We start from the raw sequence: 21,952 nt of genomic DNA on the forward strand, positions 1-21,952 counted from the left end.
TGGCCATGGGCCGTCCAGGCGGCCACCGTGGTGACAGGCTAGCCGATGGACCCGGCGCCGTCAGCGGCTTGCGATGGCGAAACAGAGCAAGCAAGCTGCGTGCTTGCCTTTTCGCCCGAGTGAACCCCGTGGAAACCATCGACCTGCGCAGCGACACCGTCACCCGTCCCACCCTCGCCATGCGTGCGGCCATGTTGGACGCGCCGGTGGGCGATGACGTGTACGGCGAAGATCCCAGCGTGAATGCCTTCCAGCAGCATCTGGCCGATGAACTGGGTTTTGAGGCGGCATTGTTCGTGCCCACCGGCACGCAATCCAACCTGCTGGCGTTGATGGCCCATTGCGAGCGCGGCGATGAGTATCTGGTCGGCGCCGATGCCCACACCTACAAGTTCGAAGGCGGCGGTGCGGCAGTGCTCGGCTCTATCCAGCCGCAGCCCATTGCGCATGATGTCGACGGCACCCTGCCGCTGGACAAGCTGGCGGCGGCCATCAAGCCGATCGATCCGCACTTTGCCCGCACCCGCCTGCTGGCGCTGGAAAACACTTGGCATGGCCGTGTGCTGCCGCTGGACTATTTGCGTGCCGCGCAGGCATGGGCGCGCGAACGTGGGCTGGGCTTCCATCTGGACGGCGCCCGCTTGTTCAATGCGGCCGTGGCCAGCGGCGTGCCGGCACGCGAGATTGCCGGCTTGTTCGACAGCGTGTCGGTGTGTTTCTCCAAGGGCCTGGGCGCGCCGGTAGGTTCGGTGCTGGTGGGCTCGGCGGTCTTGATCGACAAGGCGCGCCGCTGGCGCAAGGTCGCCGGTGGCGGCTGGCGCCAGGCCGGCATGCTGGCGGCGGCCGCGCAGTTTGCGCTGGAGCACCACGTGGCGCGCCTGGCCGACGATCATGCGCGCGCCGCGACGCTGGCGGCCGGGCTCGGCGAGATCCCGGGGGTGCATCTGCTGGGCCACTTTACCAACATGGTGTTCGTCGATGTGCCGGCCGAACGGCTGCGCGATCTGGACGCCCATCTGCGCACCGCGGGGGTGCGCATCAGCATCGGCTATTTGCCGACGCTGCGGCTGGTGACGCATCTGGACGTGGACGATGCCGCTGTCACGCGGGTGATCGAGGCGTTCCGCCGCTTCTTCGCTTAAGCCCTTCAGGTCACGACGGTGCGTGCCTGGAGAGCCGGGCATAGCCGTCGAGCGCGGGCGCGGGACGACGGTGCTCGACCTGCACCGCCGTTATGCGCGCCGGCTCAGGCTTCGCGCCGATCGAACTTGCGGATGAAGTCACGTACCTGCGGATACACCGTTTGGCGCCAGCGGCGGCCACTGAAGATGCCGTAGTGACCGGCGCCTTCCACCACGCGATGCGCACGGTGTTCGGCGGGAATGCCGCTGCACAGGTCGTGTGCGGCTTCGGTCTGGCCCAGGCCCGCGATATCGTCCAGTTCGCCTTCCACGGTGAGCAGGGCGGTCCGGGTGATCGCCTCGGGCTTCACGCGCTCGCCCGATACGTCCCACAGGCCGCGCGGCAACAGGAATTGCTGGAACACGGTGGCGATGGTGTCGAGGTAATACTCCGCCGGCATATCGAGCACGGCGTTGTATTCGTCGTAGAACTTGCGGTGCGCCTGGGCGTCGTCTTCGTCGCCGCGCAGCAGGTTCTCGTAAAAGTCCCAGTGCGAATTGACGTGGCGGCCCGGGTTCATGGCGATGAAGCCGGCGTGCTGCAGAAAGCCCGGATACACCTCGCGACCGCTGCCCGGATAGTTGGGCGGCACGGTATGGATCACGTTGCCCTTGAACCAGCTCAGCGGCTGCGTGGTGGCGAGGTTGTTCACGCCGGTGGGGTTGCTGCGCGGCTCGATCGGTCCGCCCATCATGGTCATGCTGAGCGGCGTCTCTTCGCCGCGCGCGGCCATCAGCGATACCGCGGCGAGCACCGGCACGGTGGGCTGGCACACCGATACCACGTGCACCTTCCGCGCGCCGATGAAGCGGATGAATTCCTCGATGTAGGCGACGTAGTCGTCCAGATGGAACGGGCCGGCGCTGGTCGGCACCATGCGCGCATCCACCCAGTCGGTGATGTACACCTTGTGGTCGTGCAGCAAGGTGCGCACGGTGTCGCGCAGCAGCGTGGCGTGGTGGCCCGACAGTGGGGCCACCACCAGCACCACCGGATCGTTCTTGAGCTTCTCGATGGTGTCCGGATCGTCGCTGAAGCGCTTGAAGCGCTTGAGCTGGCAGAACGGCTTATCCAGCACCACGCGTTCGATCACGGCGATTTCCTGGCCGTGCGCGGTGACCTGCGGCAGGTTGAACGCGGGCTTCTCGTACTCCTTGCCCAGCCGATGCAGCAGCTCGTAGCCGGCGGCCAGTCGCGGTGCACCCGGCAGGTGCGAGAGCGGGCTGGTGATGTCGCTGAACATCTTGGCGCTGGCTTCGGCGTAGTGACTCAGCGGGCCAAGGAAAGCACGCTGCCACTCGTGGATCTGATAAAGCATGCGGCGGAACCGGAGGCGTCGGAAGGGCAATATCTTACCCGGTTTGGGTGGCGCGTGCTGCGCTGCCGCATCGTCTCAGGCCATTTTGAATCAGTTGCTTAGATTCACTGGTCTGGTCTTATCTGGTCCGGTAGTGGTCTGGTGGTGGCGTCAGCCCAGGCGGCGCAACTCGGTTCCGGCGACACGGTCGTGTAGAGCGCGTTGGCGCGGATCGAAGGCGGCCATGCCGAACCACAACGCCCACGCAATGGCCGCGGCCCAAAGCGCGCCCCGCACGCCCAGCCAAGGCGCCAGGGCGAGCAGGAGCAGCGGCGCAGCCGCCACCAGTAGACGCACCAGGGCTTGCGAGAGGGACAGCGCATGGCCGCTGCCCGTGGTCAGGCGAATGCGCCACGGCCGCATGCCCAGGGTCTGGCCCCCGCGCAGCCATGAGGCCAGGAAATACGCCGAGATCACCGCGCCTTGCAGCGGCTGGTACCACCAGGCGATATGCACATGGCCATCGTCGGTGACCACGCCGCCGCCCGTGAGTCGCTGGCAGAGGTAGCCCACCACCATCACGATGGCCAGCACGGCCAACTGGTCGTAGACCAGTGCGATCAGTCGGCGCCAGAGTGGGCAGATCGGCGCGGTAGTAGCGGCGTGTGGCGGGGTCACTATGGCATTCCCGTGTCGATGGAAAGCTTGCACGCGAGGAAGCCCGCGGCGAGCATCGCTTCCATGCAGGATGAAACCCCAAGTATTACCGAAGCGGACCGTCGCAGCATCGATGCCTTTGTGGAACGGGTGTGGTCGGAAGATGGCCTCGCCGATCGCACGCTGGATGCGTATCGCCGCGACCTGGAAGGCCTGGCCCGTTGGCTGGCGGCGCGCGGCCTGAGCCTGCGCACCGCGCAGCGCCAGCATCTGTCGGCGTATCACGGCAGCCAGCCGGTGGCGGTGCGTTCGCTGGCGCGGCGGCAGTCGGCGTTCCGGCGCTACTACGCCTTCCTGGTGCGCAACGAGCCGGGTTTTGACGATCCCACGTTGTTGATCGAGCGCCCCAAGACCCCGCGCAGCCTGCCCAAGGCGCTGGCCGAGCGCGAAATCGAAGGCCTGCTGGATGCGCCGGACAGCGCCAGCACCCTGGGCCTGCGTGATCGCGCCATGCTGGAGCTGATGTATGCGTCGGGCCTGCGCGTGTCCGAACTGGTCGAGTTGCCGCTGGCGTCGCTGAACCTGCGCCAGGGAGTGGTGCGCGTGACAGGCAAAGGCGGCAAGGATCGGTTGGTGCCCATCGGCGAAGTTGCCGCCGAGCGCATCGAGGCGTATCTGGCGCAGGCGCGTCCGGCGCTTGCCAAGGGGCGCCAGCCGGCCGCGCTGTTCCTGAGCAATCGTGGCGAGGGCATGACCCGCCAGATGTTCTGGACGCTGGTGAAGCGCTACGCGTTGCAGGTGGGCATCGTGCCCAAGCGCATCTCCCCGCATGTGCTGCGCCATTCGTTCGCTACGCACTTGCTCAATCACGGGGCTGACCTGCGCGCCTTGCAGATGCTGCTGGGCCATAGCGCGTTGAGCACCACCCAGATCTATACCCTGGTGGCGAAGGAAGGGCTCAAGCGGCTGCACGCGCAGCACCATCCGCGCGGGTGATTGGCCGTGAGCGGGCATGCCAAAGGCCCGACGGAACCGTTCAGTCGCCTATGCGAGAATGCCTTGTCCCCAACGTTTCCGACGAGCGGAAACGTGCACCCACGAGGTTTGTGATGTCCAAGAAATGGTTGCTGGCGCTGTGCTTCAGCGTGTTCGCCCTCAACGCCTGCGCTGCGCCGGACGATGCCGCCACCGGCCCGGAAAGCGTGGTGCGCAAGGCCGTGCTCTCGCTGGAGCCCAGGCTCAGCATCGACTCGATCAAGCCGGCGCCCATGCCTGGCTATTACCAGGTGATCGCCTCTGGCCAATTGGTGTACGTCAGTGCCGATGGCAAGTACCTGGTGAACGGCGACCTGATCGACGTCGGCGTGAAGAAGAACCTCAGCGATGCGGGTTGGGCGGAATTCCGCAAGGCGGAGCTGGCCAAGCTGCCGGCAACGGATCGCATCGTGTTCGCGCCCGCCAACCCGCGTTATCGCGTGACGGTGTTCACCGATGTCACCTGCGGTTATTGCCGTGAGCTGCACAAGCATATGGCCGAGTTCAACAAGGCCGGTATCGCGGTGGAGTACGTGGCATGGCCGCGCGAAGGCGTGACCAATCCGCTGGGCGGCAGCACCGACACTTATAAAGAGATGGTGTCCGTGTGGTGCGCTGCCGATCGCAAGACGGCCTTCACTGCGGCCAAGGAGGGTAAGACGCCCAAGGCCGCCACGTGCACCAATCCGGTCAAGCAGGAGTTCGACCTGGGCCTCAAGCTGGGCGTCAATGGCACGCCGGCCATCATTTCCGAGGACGGCACCATGCTCGGCGGTTACGTGACGCCAGACCAGCTCTTGCAGCTGCTGGAAAAGGACAAGAGCAAGGCCAAGGGCGGCTGAGTCCGCTGTTACGTTGGCGCCAGTGAAAAGGCCGGACTTGCGTCCGGCCTTTTCGTTTCAGTCGATGCCCAGCTTCTTGAGCTTGTAGCGCAAGGCGCGGAAGGTGATGCCCAGCTTCTTGGCCGCCGCGGTCTTGTTGTAGCGCGATTCTTCCAGCGCTTTGATGATGGCGGTGCGCTCGAGATTGCTGATGTAATCGTCAAGGCCGCCATCGGCGCTGGGCGGGGCCATGGTCGGTGTCGGCGCAGCAGGCATCACGCCAGGCATCGCCGGTGCGGCGGCCATGGCGGGCGCCGATTCGCCCACACGCTGGCTGCGCTGCGGCAGCATCAAATCGCTTACGTCGATCTGGTCGCCATCGCACATCGCCATGGCGCGTTCCAGGATGTTCTCCAGCTCGCGCACATTGCCCGGGAAATCGTAGGACTCCAGCGCCTGTTGTGCGGCCGGCAGCAGGCGGCCTATAGCGCCGCCGCTCTTGGTGGCCAGCTGGCGCAGCACGAAGCTGGACAGCAGCGACACGTCGCCACGACGCTCGCGCAGCGGCGGCACGCGCAGCTCGATCACGTTGATGCGATAGAACAAATCCTGGCGGAACTGACCCTGCTCGACCAGCGCGGCAAGGTTCTTGTGCGTGGCCGAGAGGATGCGCACATCCACCGGCACTTCTTCGCGCGCGCCGATCGGGCGCACGGCCTTCTCCTGAATCGCACGCAGCAGCTTCACCTGCATGTGCAGCGGCAGCTCGGCCACTTCGTCCAGGAACAGGGTGCCGCCGTGAGCCGCCTGGAACAGGCCTTCCTTGTCGCCCACCGCGCCGGTAAAGCTGCCCTTGCGGTGACCGAAGAACTCGCTCTCCATCAGCTCGGAAGGAATCGCGCCGCAGTTCACCGGCACAAACGGGCCGGTGGCGCGCGGGCCTTGTTCATGGATGAGTCGGGCCACCAGCTCCTTGCCCACCCCCGATTCGCCGGCGATGTACACCGGCGCCTGGTTGCGGGCGAGCTTGGTGATGGTGGAGCGCACCTGCTGCATGGCCGGCGATTCGCCGATCAGGCGCTCCTGTCCATCGGGCTTGGCGGCGCCCTGGCCGCTGCGCTTCTCTTCCGCCAGGCGTAGCGCGGTGCGCACCAGACGGCGCAGCATTTGAATGTCTACCGGCTTGGAAACGAAGTCGAAGGCGCCGGCTTTGAGCGCACCGACGGCAGCGTCCACGTTGCCGTAGGCGGTAATCATGGCGACCGGCGTATCCGGATGCTCGGCCGAGATCAGCTCGACGATCTCATGGCCGGTCCCATCCGGGAGGCGCATGTCGGTGAAGCACAGATCGTAGTGCCGCTCGGCGAGCGCGCGACGGGCTTCAGACACGGTACCCACCGCATCGACCAGCAAGTCCATGCGGCCGAGGGTGATGGTGAGAAGCTCGCGGATGTCGCGTTCGTCGTCAATGACCAGAACGGTCTGTTGGCTCATGTCGTCACGATGGGCTGAGGGCCGGCCTAGGATAGCTGTCCGCTACGCAAGGGGCAAAGTCTGAAACTGCGTAGCGCGCCGGACTCAGTGAACGACGGCCTCGGGATGGCCCAGGTGGCGATCGAAGAATTTCACGATAACTGTATACGCCGCCTGCGATTCCGGCAGTTCCGGGTCGGAGAAAAACGAGTGCCACATGCCTTCCCATACGTGCAATTCGGTGGGCACTCCGGCCTGGTCAAGCAGTGCCTGGCTGCGCAGCACGGAGCTCAGGGCCATGTCGCGCGTGCCGGAAATCAGCAGCGTGGGGGGAAATTGGGCCAGCCATGCGGGGGACAGTCCGGGAAATACCCGCGGATCGCGGGCGTTGGTGCCCTTGAAGTAGGGCAGTTGCTCTATTCGCAACGGCTGGATGGGCGCGGGAGCGCCATTGAGCAGCGGTGCAACGTAGGTCGAATCACCTTCCATGTTCACCAGGGAGCCGCAAAAGGTGCCGATGGCGCCCGGTACCGGCAGCTTGTGGTCGATCAGTCGGGCCACCGCTTCGCCGGTAAGCACGCCGCCCGCGGAGCAACCGTAGATGCCGATATCGGTCGCCTTGTGGTGCTTGAGCAGCTCGCGATAGACCGCCTCCACATCCTCGCTGGCGGCGGGAAACACGTGCTCGGGGGCCTGGCGGTAATCCACCGAGATCACCTGGATGCGTCCCAGGCTGGCGATCGGAATGGATTCGACCAGCCCGCCGCTGTGCGCACCCCACAGGAACGCGCCGCCGTGCAGGTTGATCAGCACACGCTCGCGGTTGCGCGGCGTGATGCCTTGCGCAGGCTCGATGACATCCACGCCCACGCCGGCGATGGTGTCGTGGTGTGTCTTCACCGGATAACGCTTGGCCATGCGGGCGGCGCGGTCGCGGTTGAGCTGGTCGTAGAACGCACGGCTCTGCTCGATGGGCGCCGTGATGGGCGGTGCCTTGCCACCAGCGGCGAGCATCTGCGGAAAGAACCGGCGCGCCTCGGGCGAGGCCAGCACGGAGTAGGGCAGCGTGGCGGCCGGCGCCTGGATGGTGCCATCGGCTTCCACGCGCGGTGTGGTCTCTTGCGCTGCGGTTACACCGGCGATCACCAGCATGAGCGGTACGAGCAGGCGGATCATGGTTGATGCTCCGGTGTCGGCTGGGTGGTTTGCACGCTGCCGGCAGTGAGTGCCTGCATGTTCAGATAGACGCCATTGGTCCAGCCAAAGCCGACCACGTTCTCGCTATAGCCGGCGCTGACTTTTACATCGGCGTTGCCCAGGACCATGTTGTATTTCTCACGGATGGTGCCGTCGTCCGCCAGCCCCTGATCCACCGTGGCCATGAACTTGCCGGCGATGCGGCGGGCATCGTCGTGGAAGCCATAGGCGTCCAGGCCCGATACCGCCAGCCAATTGGTCGGCGCCCAGCCGAACGGCTCGCCCCACTGCACGCCGGCGGCCCGGTTATCCATGCTCAAGCCGCCCTTGCGTTCGAACACCGGCAGCGTTTTGCGCACGGCCTGCGCTTGCGCCGGCGAGGCCGCGCCAGCCCAAAGTGGGTAGAACGTGGTGACGTAGGGATAGGGGGAGGGCTTGCCGGCCACGACGTCGTAATCGCGATACATGCCGTCCTTGGGCTGCCACAGGTATTTGTCCATCGCCGCCTTGCGCGCGGCGGCGGCCTTGGACCAACGCCCGGCGTCCGCTGTGTGGCCCAGTTGCAGGGCGAAATCGTGCAGATCGCGCTCGTAGCGATAGAGCAGGCTATTGAGGCTTACATCGGCATAGTGATGATTGGAGCCGCCGAACGGGCCGTAGTGCGCGTTGGTATCGAAGCCCGATTCGCGCATGGCCCGGTCGCCACGGTAATAGTCCGCGGTCAGGCGATAGCCATCGAACCAGGCGCCGGCACATACCTTCGAGGCGCGCACGTCGCAGCTGCTCGCCTTCAAGGCCGCTGCTTCGGCATCACCCGGATGTTCGGAAGCCTTGATGAGATAGCCCGGATCGTCCTTCGCATGAGCGCGCAACCAGCGGATCACGCCCACGTAGTAGGCGCTGTCGCGCGCTTCCAGCACGGGGCCCTCACCGAGGTCGAAGTAACGCGCCAGGCCGGTATCACCAGCGAGGTGCTCGGGGCGCGTCCAGATACCGTAATTGCGCACGGCGAGCGGGTAGGCCTGAGCGAGCCAGTGGCGCCGGGCTTCGGCGTTGGGGAAGCTCTGCGGGTCATCGAGCACCGCTGTCATCATCGCGGTGAGGAACGGCGGTTGCGAGCGACTGAGGTAATAGGTGCGATTGGCGTTGAGCACGCCCCCGTAGTGCGCCACTTCAAACAGTGCGTTGTCCACCATGTCCTTGGCCAGTTCGGTGCGATGGTCGGCCACCAGCCCAAGCACGATGAAATAGCTGTCCCAGCCGTACATTTCGTTGAAGAAGCCACCGGGAACCACGTAAGGGCGCGGTAGATACAGCAAGCCCTGCTGCGCCAGCGCGGTGGCATCGATGTCGCCCAGTCGATCCACTTTGCGCGGCAGCGGCTTCACTTCCACGCCGCAGCGCTTGCCGATATCGGCCTGTGCGGGCGGAAGTGCGAAATCCACCGGCACGTAGAGCACCGGATGATTGGCGACCTTGCTGTCGGTCAGCGCGGCGCAGTCGTCCATCGAGCGTGTGAGGGTGCTCCAGGCACGGTCGATGTAGGCACGCGTCTTGGCTGCATCCGGCGCGGCGGCGCAGGCCGTGCCGGTGATGCTGCACGTGAGCGCGAACGCTGCCACGCGCAGGGCGATACGTTGCGACCGGCATGCGGCGCGTGCGGAGAAGAATCCAGTCATGTCGGCTCCTTAGTAGGTCTCGGGGAACGTGGGTGCACGCGAGGGCATGCGATGCAAGATCACCTTGCCGTAAGCATCGCGTTCGAGCGTGATGTCCAGGTATTCGCCGCGCAGGGCCACGTGCCGCAGCGTCATGGCGCGCCACTGCGCGGGCAGCATCGGCTCGTAGGCCTCCACCAGGCCGGGTTCCTGCAGGCGCAGCCCGGTGAAGCCGTAGAGCAGGTTCTGCAGGAAGCCGCCGCTGGCGGTGGTGAAGTAGCCGGTGTTGTTGCCTGCGGTCTCGGTGCGCACATTGAAGGGCGGCTTGAGTACCTTGGCAGTGAGGTTGCGTTGGAACCAGTCGGCGGCGGCCGCCGGGTCGCCCGCGGTGGAGGCGGCAATCGACAGCGGTGTGAAGCCCATGCTGTTGGGATCCTTGCTGGAACCCTCGATCGGCGCGATGGCATAGGCATAGTTGCGTCGCCGCGTGGACGGGTCCATCGGTACGTCCAGCGAGGGATAGCTCAGCATCGGCAGCGAGCTTCCGCCCCACGAATCGATGTCGTGGGGCACCGAAGCGTCGAAATCCAGGTGATGGCCGGCTTGCGCATCGAAGGGGATAACCAGCCCATGCGCCACCTTGCGCCATTGCGGATCGCTGGCGGCACCGAGTTCGCGTGCGGCTGCATCGGCAATCTGCAAGGCCTTGCGCGCGGAGAGATTGGTGAAGGTGTCGTTGGGCACGTCGTTGTAGTCCTCGTCCACCGAGGCCACATGTTCGATCGCATAGCCTGATGTGCCGACGACGGGGCTGGCGCGACTCACCCAGAAATCGGCGACCGCGCGGATCACCGGCCAGCCGTGGTCGGCGAGCCAGCGGCGGTCGTGGGTGGCGAGGAAGTACTGCCACTGTGCGATGGCGATATCCGCGTTGACGTGGATCTCGCGCTCGTCCAGCAACTGAGCCGAGTGCGGCGTTTGCGAGCTGCCATTGTCCGGATCGGCTTCCCACGGATACATGGCGCCGCGCAGGCCACGCGCGCGCGCCCGCTGTTGGGCCTGCGGCAAGCCATGACTGCGAAACATCGCGAGCGATCTGGCACGCTCGGGATGTAACAGCAGCAGGGCAGGAAACACCCAGGAGTCACTGTCCCAGAACACATGACCGGTGTAGCCCGGTGTCATGCCGCAGGCGCCGATAGGCCATGCGGTGTCCGGCGCGGCATTGACCAGCAGGTAATACAGGTCCGAGTGCACGATCTGTTGGGCCCGGGCATCGCCATCGATCACGATGTCGGACTGCCACAGGGCATGCCATGCGGCGCGGTGCTCGGCCAGCAAGGCATCGAAGCCGTGGCGCCGCGCGGCCATCGCCAGCGCGCGATTCTCTTTGGCATCGCCGCCCCAGCCCTCGCGCGACAGCGCCACGATTTTGTGGAAGACGTAGCGTTGCCCCTTGCGCACGGGTACGCGCATGTCCAGCGAGAGCTTATAGTCGCTGCGATACAGCGTTACGTCGCGTGGCGTGAGGCCTGCGGGCAGGCTCACCGCCACCGCCTGGGCCATGCGTGCTCCGTGCGCCGCGCGCCCGTCCAGCCACAGGGTGAGTTCGCGTACGTCGCCATCGGCGGCCAGCACCTGGGTGTCACCCGCGTACCACACAGCCGCGCGATCCGCTCGATCGGGCGGCTGTGCTTGCAGGCGTTGCTGGTTGGCGGCCAGCGCTTCCATCAGCGACGGTCCATCGAGCGTGGCCATGGCAAAGCGCGGCTGGTGCGGCGCCCACAGATCCAGCGGAAACGACAGTTCGATATCGCCGTCGAAATCAGGCGTGAGCGCGAGCTGCGTGGCGGCAAGGTGCGGCGCGGCCTGACTGACCAGGCTGGTGACCTCGATCTGCGTGGCCTTGTGACCATCCACGTAGCGATAGCTCGTGCTGAGCGTGCCGTCGTACATGTCCAGCACTTGCTGGTAATCGCGAAAGCGCGCGGGTGAGAGATCGACCTGATTGAGCCAGAACGTGCCGGCATGCGAAGGGCCGGTGCTGTAGTCGATGGCGCTCCATCCAGGCACGGCGGCCGGGCGTGAGACATCGCCGGGGGTGTAATCCATGAGACCGGCAAGAAAGCCGAGGTTGCCTTCGGTGCCGCGCGGGCCGGTCAGCGTGGAGGCGTAGCCGTTGCCGAGTTGGCCCGGAAAATACGTCGCCCAGTTTGCGGCGGTGGCGGTGAGGCGGAAACTCGCATCGCTGGCATGGGTCTGCCAGGTACATACCGCGGTGAGGAGGAGAGCAAGGCAGCGGCCAGGTACATGCATGACGACTCCGTGGGAAGGCGCGAATGTCCCGCTCGATGTCCTTATTCGGCGGAAAGCGGCATGGCGTCCGATTCGGCGGGCACCATGCGATCGGTTTCGCGCTTGAAGAAGAACAGCGTGACCAGTACCAGGCCCATCGGCACCAACGAGAAATAGAACGCGTGGATGCCGCCAAAGCTGGAGAACACCAGCGCGGTGATGCGCGAGCCCAGTGTGCCGCCGAGCGCGGAGAAGATCACGATCAAGCCGGTCATGGCTGCATGCGACGGCTTGGGCAGGGAACTCAGTGCCACCGAATTGATCACCGGGTAGATCGGCGCCATCAGCAGGCCGATAAGGGGAATCAGATAAGCGGCGAGCGGGGCGTTGAACCAGCCGACATCCGGCGTGACGCGCGCCTCATGGGCCAATGGCAATACCAGCAGGATCAGTACGCCCATGCCCACCACGCATAGGTTGAGCAGCACATGCCAGGGCATGCGGCGCAGCAGCTGGCCGGCGACGATACGACCCAGTGCGGTGGCGCCGGCGAGAATGCTCGCCATCTGGATGCTCATCGCGTTCGGCAGCTTGAGAATCTCGTTGTTGAACGTGGGCAGCCAGGTGCTGAAGCTCTGCTCAATCAACACGTAGAGAAAGGCCGAGAGCAGGAACACATAAACCAGCGTGCGCATCAGCAGGCGATACATCTGGCGCAGCGCACCCCCGAGTGAAACGACCATATCGCTACGTGCAGCGGATTCGTCCAACTGCGCGCCAGCGAGCAGCAGCACCGTACCGAAGCACATGGCGGCCAATACCCAGTACACATTGAACCACGAGGGGTTGGCCGGGTCGGCGTGATTGATGAATGCGCTGAACAGCCAGCCGCTGGCGAGTACGCCCAGCATGAACAGGCCTTCGATGGTGTTGGTGAGGCGGCCGTGCTCGGCCTTGTCGCTGGTCAAAAGTCCAATGGAGGAATACACGGCGACCTTGGCCAGGGCAAACGACACACCCACGCAGGTGAACAGTAATTCCGTGGTGTGGAAGCTCGGATACAGCGGCATCAGCACGCAGGCGCCGCCAACCACCACCAGCGAAAGCATCATCGCGCGGCGATAGCCCAGGCGCGGCAAAAACGAGGCCACCAGGAACGAGGTGATGGCGATGGGCAGGTCTTTGAACAGTTCCAGCAGGCTGGCCTGCGGCTTGTCGACGCCGAAGGTATGGATGGACTGCAGGATCACCGTGCCCACGCTGTTCAGCAGGATCGCGAAGACCATGTAAATCGTCGCCAGCGCAACGATCATGCGGTACCGGTTCATCCCCACCTCGCGTAGCGGCTTTACTAAAAAGGTTCCTGGCCGCCACGCTACGGGCGGCCAGGAACAGTCGAGGGAAGTGCCTCTCTTACGACATCAGAACTTGTACTTGACCTGGAAATTCACCTCGCGACCTTCCAGCGGACGCGCCAGGATTACACCACCGGCACCAGCGGCCGAGCCGAAGATGCGCGAGTTGCTCTCGGTCAGGCCCAGCTGATTGGTGATGTTGGTGCCTTGCAGGCGCAGCTCCCACGTCTTCTGGATGTCGGCGACAATACCGAAATCCAGCGTGTAGTACGTGCCCAACTGCTGCAGACCCGTCTGATCCTGCGTATGCGGGCCCACATGGGTGTAGGTGACGAAGGCCATCACGTCACCCCACGAGAACGGCATGGTGTAGCTGGGCGTGAACATGTAGCGGAACTTGGGCTGACGCTGCAGCTGCACCCCGTTGATATAAGCGCAGCCGTTGCCGGTGACCTGGTTCACATACGGGATGCAGGCGGCGTAGTGGCTGTAGTGGCCATCCAGGTAATTGGCGACCAGCTGCAGCTTGAGGTTCTCTACCGGCGTCACCGCGCCGACCATGTTGATGCCCTTGGAATCGGAGCCATATAGCAGCGGCGAGCCGACCGGCACGCCTTCGCCGTTGGTGGGCTGATACGGCAGGCCACTGAACTGACGATGGTAGGCGCTGATATCCGCGTAGACGTACTTGTTCTGGAACTTGTAGCCGAATTCGAAGTTCTGGACCTTCTGCAGCGGCGGCGTGTTGCCGGTGGTGTTGCCACGCAGCGCATTGTCGAAGTCGCCGAAGTGGGCACCCTTGTTGGCACGGGCATATACCGACATGTTGTCGGCCAGCTCGTAGTTCACACCCACCGTCCACGACGTATGCGTCTTGTTGTAGTCGGTGGTGGCGAAGGTGCCGTTGCATACGGGCACTTCGTTGTCATACAGCGTGAGCGGATTGCCGTCGAGATTCTGATTGGTCAGGTTGCACACGCGCAGCGAGGAATCCTGGTTCTCGATGCGTGCGGAGGCATCGATCAACCAGCGGTCGATGCGCCACGAGTCGGACAGGTAGAACGCCTTGTTGGTCGAGCGGCCGCTTTCGGTGATGTTGTACGAGCCGTAGTCGAGCAGGCCCTGGTAGTCCGTGAGCTGATAGGTCTTGCCGTCCGTGCCCACGTAGCTGACCTTGATCGGGCGCGCGTTGGGCGTGTTGGTCATCAGCATCTGGTTGCCCAGATTCCACGCATCGTCGTCGGTGTAGTGCGCCAGGTAGACACCCGCCGTCAGCGTGTTGCCGTCGAACAGTTCCTTGCTTAGGCGGAAGTCGTTGTTGATGTTCTTCAGGTGCTTGTGGATGTACCACCAGCCCTGGTGGATCACGCTCTGGTTCGGGTCTACCGCGCCGCCGCCATTTACATAGGTGGCCGTGGCCGAGCCCGGCGGGAGCTTGAAGCCACCGAAATCGGTACCGAGGTTGTAAAGCTCATCGGTGAGGCTGGCCGGGTTGGTACCGGAGAACAGCGCGTTGGTGTCGGCGTCGCCGCCGTTCATCAGGAACTTGTCGGAGAGGTTCCAGCCGTCGCCCAGGTCGTAGTCGAAATTGAAGCCGAAGAAGCTGAACTTGGCGCCGCGACCGTTGGCCAGGTTGGCGCTCGTACCGCCGCCCGGGTAGCCGGGCAGGTTAACGTGCTGGATGTCCTTGCTGTAGTACGTATCGGTCAGCGGATCGAAGCCCGGGTACGCACTGAAGTTGTCGCTGCCGCGCTGGATCAGCGGAATCGGCGTGATGAACTGGTTGCGGTCGTTGAGCTGACGCGCATAGAACACCAGCGTGCCGTTATCCATGTCGTGCGACAAGGTGGCGGTGAACTGGCCGCCCTTGTCCGCCGAGTAACCGGGACTGCGCACGCCATCGGAATCGCGGTAGAAGCCGCCGATGCTGCCGTACCACTTGTCGGCGATCTTGAAGCCGAGGAAGGCGTCGGTACGCCACAGGCCTTCGCTGCCGTAAGTGACACCGATGCTGCCGCTGGGTACATCGGTGCCCTGCTTGAGGATGAAGTTGGCGGTGGCGCCCATCTGGCCGTCGCCGTACACCACGGACGGGCCGCCCTGCAGGATTTCGGCGCGCTCCACCGTATCGTCCAGGCGGAAGATCGAGGTGGTTTCGAAGAACGACAGCGTGGGCATGCCGTACAACGGCGAGCCCATCATCTGCGTGGTGAAGAACGGCGCGTCGCCACCGCCCGGGAAACCGGCGATTTCGATATTCGCGCCGGTCTGGCCGCCGGTGGATTCGGGCCACATGCCCGGCGAGACTTTCAGCAGGTCGGCCGTGCTCTTGGGGTTGGCCATCTTGATGTCGGCCGCGCTGACGCTTACCACCGAGTAGCTGGCGTCGATCTTCTTCAGGCCGCCGGCCGCCGAGGTACCGGTCACCACCACCTGATCGAGCGTCTTGGCCGACTTCTGGTCGGATGCCTGGCCTTTGGCCGGCGCGGAATCCTTGGTGGGCGCCTGCGCGCTGGAGTTAGCGTCCTGCGCGTAGGCTGCGCCGGTCGCGAGAGCTGCCGTGATAGCCACTGCCAGCCATTGCCGTGTGAAGTGCTGCCTGTTCATTCGTGCCTCCCCGCCCGAAAAATGGGCCACTTATTTGTTGGAATGCGACGCTTCGGCACGTTAGGCCGTTGCGTTGTCTTGGTTTTCTACGTAGTCCCTGATGCGGAACGCGGTCAGGCCGGGCAGCACGGTGTCTGCCTGATTGAGGGCCTCGCTATGGCCAATACCGATGGCGACCATGCCCGCAGCACGGATGCTGGCGATGCCTGCGGCGGCGTCCTCGACGCCCAGGCAAGCGGCCGGTGCTACGTTCAAACCCGCAGCGGCGGCCAGGAAGATTTCCGGATCCGGTTTGGAACGCTCGATCAACGCGGCGTCCACGATGTAGTCGAACAGTTCCGCGATGCCCAAGCGTTCGAGCAGCAGCGTCGCGTTGCGGCTGGCCGAGGCCAGGCCGACACGCAGGCCTGCGGCACGCACGTCCTCCACCGCTGCGCGCGCACCGGGCAACAGCTGGTCCGGGCCGAAGCTCGCGATCTGTTCGCGGTAGTAGTCGTTCTTGCGCTCGCAGAGCGCTTCCTTCTCGGCGTCCGAGTACGAGCGCGGCGCCTGTTCCAGCAAAATTTCCAGGGAGCCGAGTCGATCCACGCCCTTCATCCGCTCGGCCGTGGGCTCGTCGAACGGTGCGCCGATCTCCTGCGCGAGGCGCTCCCATGCCGCGCGATGCACCACGGCCGTATCGGCGATGACGCCGTCGAGATCGAAGATGACCGCGCGCAGCGCCGCGTGCTGGCGATGCGGCAGCGACAGGTGTTCGCCGCGCTGCAGGTGCACGGGCTGGCCGGCGTGGCGGAAGCGCAGGGCGTCGCCGCTCAGCAAGCGGTACTCCACGCCGGTGGCGTTCACCGTCACGCGCAACTGCGCGCCCTGCCAGTGCACGCCGAAGCGGTAGCTGCGCCATGCATCGGGCAGGCGCGGCGACAGGGTGAGTTCACCCGCGTGGATGCGCACGCCGCCGTAGCCCCAGCCCAGGGTGAGCCAGCTACCCGCCATCGCCGCCATGTGCACGCCGTGCGCGGCGTTGCCGTGCAGATCGTCCAGATCCACGCGCAGGCTGTCCTGGAAGTAGTGCCACGCCTTGTCCATCGCACCGACTTCCGCCGCCAGGATGCCGAAGGTGGAGGCGGACAAGGTGGAGTCGTGCGCGGTGACGCCTTCGTAGTATTGGAAGTTGCGACGCTTGGCCGCGACACGCACGTCCTCACCGGCCAGCACCAGCGACAGCACGGTATCGGCCTGCTTGCACACTTGATGGCGATAGATGGTGAGCGGATGCAGTTCCAGCAGCAGCGGTCGCTTGCTGTCGCCGGCAGGGCGGGGCGGCATGCGCGGCTTGTCGAGGAAGGTGTCGTCCTGGGGGAAGATGCCCAACGCGGCGTCTTCGCCCAGATACATGGCATCGGCTGCGCGCTGCCATTGCAAGATTTCGAACGGCTCCAGGTCAAGGCGACGCGCCAGTTGCGCGTAGGCCTCCGGGGCACTGTCGGCGAGCCAGCGAGCCACCTCGGCAGCGTGGCGCAGATGCCGCTGCGCCATGCGATTGGTGTAGTGGTTGTTGTCGACCAGCGCGGTGTACTCGTCCGGACCGGTGACGCCGTGGATGCAGAACGCACCCTGGCGACGCGGGTTGAAATGGCCGATATCCAGCCAGATGCGCGCGGTCTCGAACAGCATTTCCGCGCCGTATTCGCGCAGAAAATCCATGTCGCCACTGGCGTCGATGTAGTGGCGGATGGCCCAGGCCACGGCTGCGTTGATGTGGTACTGCGCCGAGCCGCTGGGGAAATAAGCCGAGCATTCATCGCCGCTGATGGTGCGCCATGCGTACAGGGCGCCGCGTGCGTGATTGAGTTCGCGGGCATGGGCCCGGGCGCGTTCGAGCGTGCCGAAGCGATACATCAGCATGCCGCGCGCCAGTTCCGGTGCCAGCGTCACCAGGGTGGGCAGCATGAAGGCTTCGGTATCCCAGAAATAGTGGCCTTCGTAGCCTTCGCCGGTGAGTCCCTTGGCCGCTGTGCTGCCACTGCCGTCGCGGCTGCTGGACTGGAACACGTGGAACAGATTGAAGCGCAGCGCCTGTTCGCTGCGGGCGTCGCCCTCGATGGCGAGGTCGGCGTGCTCCCACAGGCGGGTGAAACCGGCCGCGTGCTGCGCGCTCAGGGCGGCGTAGCCGGCGGCCTGTGCGTGCGTGAGGCTGGCGTGCGCGCGCGTGAGCAGGGTGTCGTCCGACTCGGTGCCGTGCGGCTCGCTCCAGGCGTAAGCGACGTACTTCTCCAGGGTCACCGCCTGGCCCGGGGCCAGCGAGCCTTCGTACACCTGCAGCACACCGTGCTGCGCCAGGTTGGCGAGACGGAAGTCCAAGCTGTGGTCGATCACGGCGTGCTGCTGCACGCAGGCCACGCGGATGCCGCTATGGGTGGTCTGTTGCAGCACGTAGGCGCGTGTTTCGTCGGCGGCGCTGCCACGCGGCGCAAAACCGCCGTCGAGACGCGTGCCGATGCGCGGGTCGTCACCTTGTTCGGTGGCGTGGCGTGCGGTGGAAATGGCCGATTCCAGCGTGATCGGGCCGGTGTAGTCGACCGAGCGCACGCAGTAGCGGATGGCGAGCAGGCCCGGATGATCCAGGCTGGCGATGCGCTCGGCCTCGATCAGCAGCGTGGCGCCTTCCGGCGAACGCCAGCGGAGTTGCCGGCGGTAGCAGCCGTTGCGCAGATCGAGCTGACGCTCGAAGTGTTGCCATTCGCCTTCACGCAGGCGTACCGGGGTGTCTCCCAGGCGCAGATGGATGCGGGTGCCGTCGGCGACCGGAATGCGGGTATCCGTGTGGGCGGCAAAGCCGGGGAAGCGCTCGTGGTACTCGATAGGGGTGCGTTCCCAGGCGGCCGCCAGGAAACAGCCGTGACTGGGGCTGTCATCCTCTTCCAGGCCGCCGCGCACGCCCAGTGCGCCGTTGGCGACGGCGAACAGGCTTTCGTCCTGCGCAAAGGCGGCCGGGTCGGCATGGTGGCTGGTCACCATCCAGGGATCGCAGGTTGCACCCTGCGTCGGCAGCGTCACCGTGGCCGTTTCTTGATGCTCCAACACGCTCTCCCCAGGGCTTCGATCGTAGTGCCTATCGCGAGATCCTGCGTCTGGCGCGGCTCGCAATTTCTATTGGGCGCGGAGCTTGGCAGTAATTGATATCGATATCAAGGTATCGATATCAATTGTTGTATCGCAGCATAGTTGCGATTGTTATCGATATCATCGATGGTGCGCGCGCAGCCGCCGAGGCGTAGGAAATTCAGGGCTTGCGGCTCGGGATGAAGGAAATAGCGGGTGCTCGTGCTGCCGTGCAGCGTTGGACGCATGACGCGCAAACCGGGACACTGTGGTCCGTTGCCACGGTCGGCCGTTGTGCTGAAGCGCTGCACAATCCATCACAAGACATTGGGGCAAGGTCTTGAGTCGTCTTCACAAGAAGTCACCGGGCGCCACGTCGTCCGCCAGTCTCACCATGGCGGATCTGGCGCGGGTAGCCGGCGTATCGAAAATCACCATTTCGCGGGCGCTGAGCGACAGCCCGCTGGTGAACAAGGAAACGCGCGAGCGCCTGCAGGCGCTCGCGCACCAGTTGGGCTACAAGCTCAATGTGAGCGCGCGCAATCTGCGCTTGCGGCGCAGCCATACGGTGGCGGTGATCGTGGAGATGAAGCCCTCCAATGACCGCACCATGCTCGATCCCTATCCGCTGGTGTTGCTGGGCGGTATTTCCCAGGAACTCACCGCCAACGGCTATAGCGTGCTGCTGACCACCCGCCAGGGTGCTACCGCCGCGGCGGTGCAGGCCGCCGATGGCTTGATCCTGCTTGGCCAGGGTTCGCGCCAGGACGCGGTGCGCCGCTTCGACAAGCTCGGCTTGCCGATGGTGGTGTGGGGCGCGCCTGGCGAGCGCGACGAGCACATTGTGGTGGGCAGCGACAATCGGCAGGGCGGCAGCGTGGTCGCCGAGCATTTCATCCATCAGGGGCGGCGCCATCCGGTATTCGTGGGTAACCCCAACCATCCGGAAATCTTCGAGCGGCTCAATGGGTTCGTGGATGCGCTGGCGGCCCACGGGATCAAGCCGCTATTGATTCGCCGTGATGAGTTCACCCTGGCCTCGGGCATGGATGCGATGCATTCGCTGGTGGAGCGGCAGGTACCTTTCGATGCGGTGTTTGCCTGCAGCGACCTACTGGCGATGGGCGCCATCCGTGCGCTCAATGAGATGGGCCGTTCGGTGCCGGGCGACGTGTCGGTGGTGGGTTACGACGATATGCCGCTGGCCGCCAGCTTCCTGCCGCCGCTGAGTTCGGTGCGGCAGGATTGGCAGGAGGGCGGCACCTTGCTGGCGCGCAAGGTGCTCGCGCTGATCAATGACGAGACGGCGCAGTCCGAGACGTTGCCGGTGGAATTGATGGTGCGCGCGACCTGAGTCCGACTCAGCCGGTGGCTGCCGCGTCGCCGGTGGCGCGGCCGGCGCGTGCCGGCGTGAGCACCAGGCGGAAGCAACTACCGCCGCCCGCCACGCGCACGTATTCCAGCGAGGCCTGGTTCGCCTCGCTCATCTGGCGGGCCAGGTATAGACCCAGGCCAGTGCCGTATTCGTGGGTGGTGTAGAACGGCTCGAAGATCTGCGCGGCCACCTTGGGCGCGATGCCCGGGCCGCGATCGATCACTTCGAGGATGGGCACGCCGTGTTCGCCATGGCGTGCCACCACCATCACGCGTGCCGGCTCACCGGGCATGCGGCCGTAACGCAGGGCGTTCTGCACCAGGTTCCACACTACTTGCTGCAACTGCTGCGGATCGGCCACGGCGGCCACCGGCGTGCTGGCCTGGATCACCCGCAGCGAGTCCTCGCCCAGGTCGTTGCCTTGGCGATACTCCTCCACGAATTCATTGGCCCACAGGCCCAGGTCCAGCGTCTCCGGGCGCGAACGCTCGCGGCGGGACAGCTGCAGGATGTTCTCGATGATTTCGTTCAGGCGCACGCAGTGGTTATTGATGATCTCCACCATGCGCTGATCCGTGGGTGGCAGGTCCTTGGATTCGGCCAGCAACTGGGCCGAGTAGCGGATGGCGGCCAGCGGGTTGCGGATTTCATGCGCGATGGATGCCGACAGCCGCCCCAGCGAGCTGAGCGTGAGTTCCTCGGCGCGGCGCGACACCAGCGAGGTGTCGTCCAGGAAGATCAGTACGTGCGAATCGTCGTTGGGCGCCAGGCGACTGAAGCGGGGCACCACTTCGGGCACGCCGTCGGCAAGCTGGGTGGCTGACTCGTCCAGTTTGCCCGAGGTCATCCAGTGGTACAGGCGACGGGAAAGCTCCGGCGCTACGCGGCCCAGGTCGCGCTGGTCGGCGGCCGGGTTGCCCAGCAGCATCCAGGCGGACTCGTTCATCTGGTGGACGCGGTTGGCGTCATCCACCAGCAGCACGCCGGTTTTCATGCGGCGAATGATCAGTTCGTTCACCTGGGCGAGGTTGGCCAGGTCGACGCCGCGCTGCTCGGCCAGCGCCTCGCTGGCGCGAATTTGCCGGCTGAGCACGTAACACAGCACGGTGATGGCGAAATAGGCCAGGCCAAACAGGCTCGATTCCAGCAGCTCCCGATCCATGCCGGTCTGGCCGTGCTGCATCTCGAACACCGCGTGGCCAATCACGCCCAGGGTGGCCAGCGCCGCAAAGAAGCAGGACAGGCGCAAAGGCAGAATCAGCGCGCCGGCGGCCAGATTCACCGCCAGCATCATGGCGATGCCGATACGGGCGTCGTGCATGGTGGTGATGGCCAGTACCGCCGCCATGATGTCGACCACCAGGGCGCCTGAGACGATCCAGCGGATCCACGGGGTGGAGCGCCGGGTCAGTGACAGCAGGCCCAGGGCGAACAGCAGAAACACCACCGCCACGCCGCGCGCCAGGCCCACATCGGTCAGCTTGGGCCAGCCCAGGGCATTGGGGCTGAGTGCCAGGCCCACGTAGACCAGGGCCTGGGCCAGGCGGAAGCAATTGAGGAAGAGAAGCTCGTGCCGCGCAACCTCGGGGGCCGGGCGGGCATGGGGGTACGCGGGTTGCATGGTGCTGGACACGCGGCTGGGCTCTCTCGGCTGGGCCGGCGGGACGGTCCGACCCAGTATAGACGCGCGCTTCACGGACGGTAGGGGGTGGCCGTCGCCGGGATGCCGGCGGGGCCCCGGCCGGCGCGCCCCTTTCCATCGGGGGCCGGTTCCGCGAAAATAGTTGGCCGTATTGCGCGGTTTTCGTCATGTCGACAGGCAGACGGCGGCGCACTGCATCCGGCAGCGCTCGTACCGCCGTCGTTCCCCTGACCGCCCGGGCCCCACAGCCCGACGC

At 65.3% G+C, this 21,952-nt stretch carries 15 protein-coding genes; 4 read left to right on the top strand and 11 right to left on the bottom strand.

The window, feature by feature from the left end; genetic code table 11:
* The first annotated feature begins 128 nt into the window (after positions 1-128).
* A complete protein-coding gene (gene ltaE / locus JHD67_RS09005; RefSeq protein WP_199098843.1) occupies positions 129-1,142 on the top strand; it encodes a low-specificity L-threonine aldolase in 1,014 nt (337 codons plus the stop codon).
* Positions 1,143-1,246: 104 nt separating this feature from the next.
* Here ltaE and phaZ read toward each other — a convergent pair whose 3' ends face one another.
* Both phaZ and JHD67_RS09015 read right to left on the bottom strand, forming a co-directional pair.
* Entirely contained in the window at positions 1,247-2,500 is a 1,254-nt protein-coding gene (phaZ, locus tag JHD67_RS09010) for a polyhydroxyalkanoate depolymerase (RefSeq protein ID WP_199098844.1), read from the bottom strand.
* Positions 2,501-2,650: 150 nt separating this feature from the next.
* Entirely contained in the window at positions 2,651-3,157 is a 507-nt protein-coding gene (locus JHD67_RS09015; protein ID WP_343214342.1) for an RDD family protein, read from the bottom strand.
* Positions 3,158-3,220: 63 nt separating this feature from the next.
* On the opposite strand from JHD67_RS09015, the gene xerD reads away from it, so the two are divergent.
* Positions 3,221-4,132, top strand: coding sequence for a site-specific tyrosine recombinase XerD (gene xerD, locus JHD67_RS09020; protein ID WP_199098845.1), 912 nt, complete (start codon positions 3,221-3,223; stop codon positions 4,130-4,132).
* Positions 4,133-4,245: 113 nt separating this feature from the next.
* A complete protein-coding gene (locus tag JHD67_RS09025) occupies positions 4,246-5,013 on the top strand; it encodes a DsbC family protein (RefSeq protein ID WP_199098846.1) in 768 nt (255 codons plus the stop codon).
* 57 nt (positions 5,014-5,070) lie between these two features.
* Here the strand turns inward: JHD67_RS09025 and JHD67_RS09030 are convergent, their stop codons facing one another.
* From JHD67_RS09030 to JHD67_RS09065, 8 genes are all read right to left on the bottom strand, one after another.
* The gene (locus JHD67_RS09030) at positions 5,071-6,486 is read right to left on the bottom strand and encodes a sigma-54 dependent transcriptional regulator (protein WP_199098847.1); all 1,416 of its coding nucleotides are present in this window, start codon (positions 6,484-6,486) and stop codon (positions 5,071-5,073) included.
* Positions 6,487-6,570: 84 nt separating this feature from the next.
* Entirely contained in the window at positions 6,571-7,641 is a 1,071-nt protein-coding gene (locus tag JHD67_RS09035; RefSeq protein WP_199098848.1) for an alpha/beta hydrolase fold domain-containing protein, read from the bottom strand.
* Complete coding sequence (locus JHD67_RS09040) at positions 7,638-9,341, bottom strand: trehalase family glycosidase (RefSeq protein WP_199098849.1); 1,704 nt, start codon at positions 9,339-9,341, stop codon at positions 7,638-7,640. Before JHD67_RS09040 ends, JHD67_RS09035 begins: the two co-directional genes overlap by 4 nt.
* 9 nt (positions 9,342-9,350) lie before the next feature.
* Positions 9,351-11,636 (bottom strand): glycoside hydrolase family 65 protein, encoded by a 2,286-nt coding sequence (locus JHD67_RS09045; RefSeq protein WP_199098850.1) that lies wholly within the window; start codon positions 11,634-11,636, stop codon positions 9,351-9,353.
* 41 nt (positions 11,637-11,677) lie between these two features.
* Positions 11,678-12,943, bottom strand: coding sequence for an MFS transporter (locus JHD67_RS09050; RefSeq protein ID WP_233171760.1), 1,266 nt, complete (start codon positions 12,941-12,943; stop codon positions 11,678-11,680).
* A gap of 93 nt (positions 12,944-13,036) precedes the next feature.
* Complete coding sequence (locus JHD67_RS09055) at positions 13,037-15,577, bottom strand: TonB-dependent receptor (protein WP_199098851.1); 2,541 nt, start codon at positions 15,575-15,577, stop codon at positions 13,037-13,039.
* Between the two features lie 60 nt (positions 15,578-15,637).
* Positions 15,638-18,661 carry a beta-phosphoglucomutase gene (pgmB, locus tag JHD67_RS09060; RefSeq protein WP_343214343.1) on the bottom strand — a complete coding sequence of 1,008 codons (3,024 nt, stop codon included), beginning with the start codon at positions 18,659-18,661 and terminating at the stop codon, positions 15,638-15,640.
* 104 nt (positions 18,662-18,765) lie between these two features.
* The gene (locus JHD67_RS09065) at positions 18,766-18,927 is read right to left on the bottom strand and encodes a hypothetical protein (RefSeq protein WP_199098852.1); all 162 of its coding nucleotides are present in this window, start codon (positions 18,925-18,927) and stop codon (positions 18,766-18,768) included.
* Positions 18,928-19,073: 146 nt separating this feature from the next.
* On the opposite strand from JHD67_RS09065, the gene JHD67_RS09070 reads away from it, so the two are divergent.
* Entirely contained in the window at positions 19,074-20,033 is a 960-nt protein-coding gene (locus JHD67_RS09070; RefSeq protein ID WP_199098887.1) for a LacI family DNA-binding transcriptional regulator, read from the top strand.
* Positions 20,034-20,040: 7 nt separating this feature from the next.
* Here the strand turns inward: JHD67_RS09070 and JHD67_RS09075 are convergent, their stop codons facing one another.
* Positions 20,041-21,675 (bottom strand): ATP-binding protein, encoded by a 1,635-nt coding sequence (locus JHD67_RS09075; protein WP_199098888.1) that lies wholly within the window; start codon positions 21,673-21,675, stop codon positions 20,041-20,043.
* Positions 21,676-21,952 lie beyond the last annotated feature (277 nt).

This window comes from Dyella sp. ASV21, assembly GCF_016428975.1.
Taxonomy (GTDB): Bacteria; Pseudomonadota; Gammaproteobacteria; order Xanthomonadales; family Rhodanobacteraceae; genus Dyella.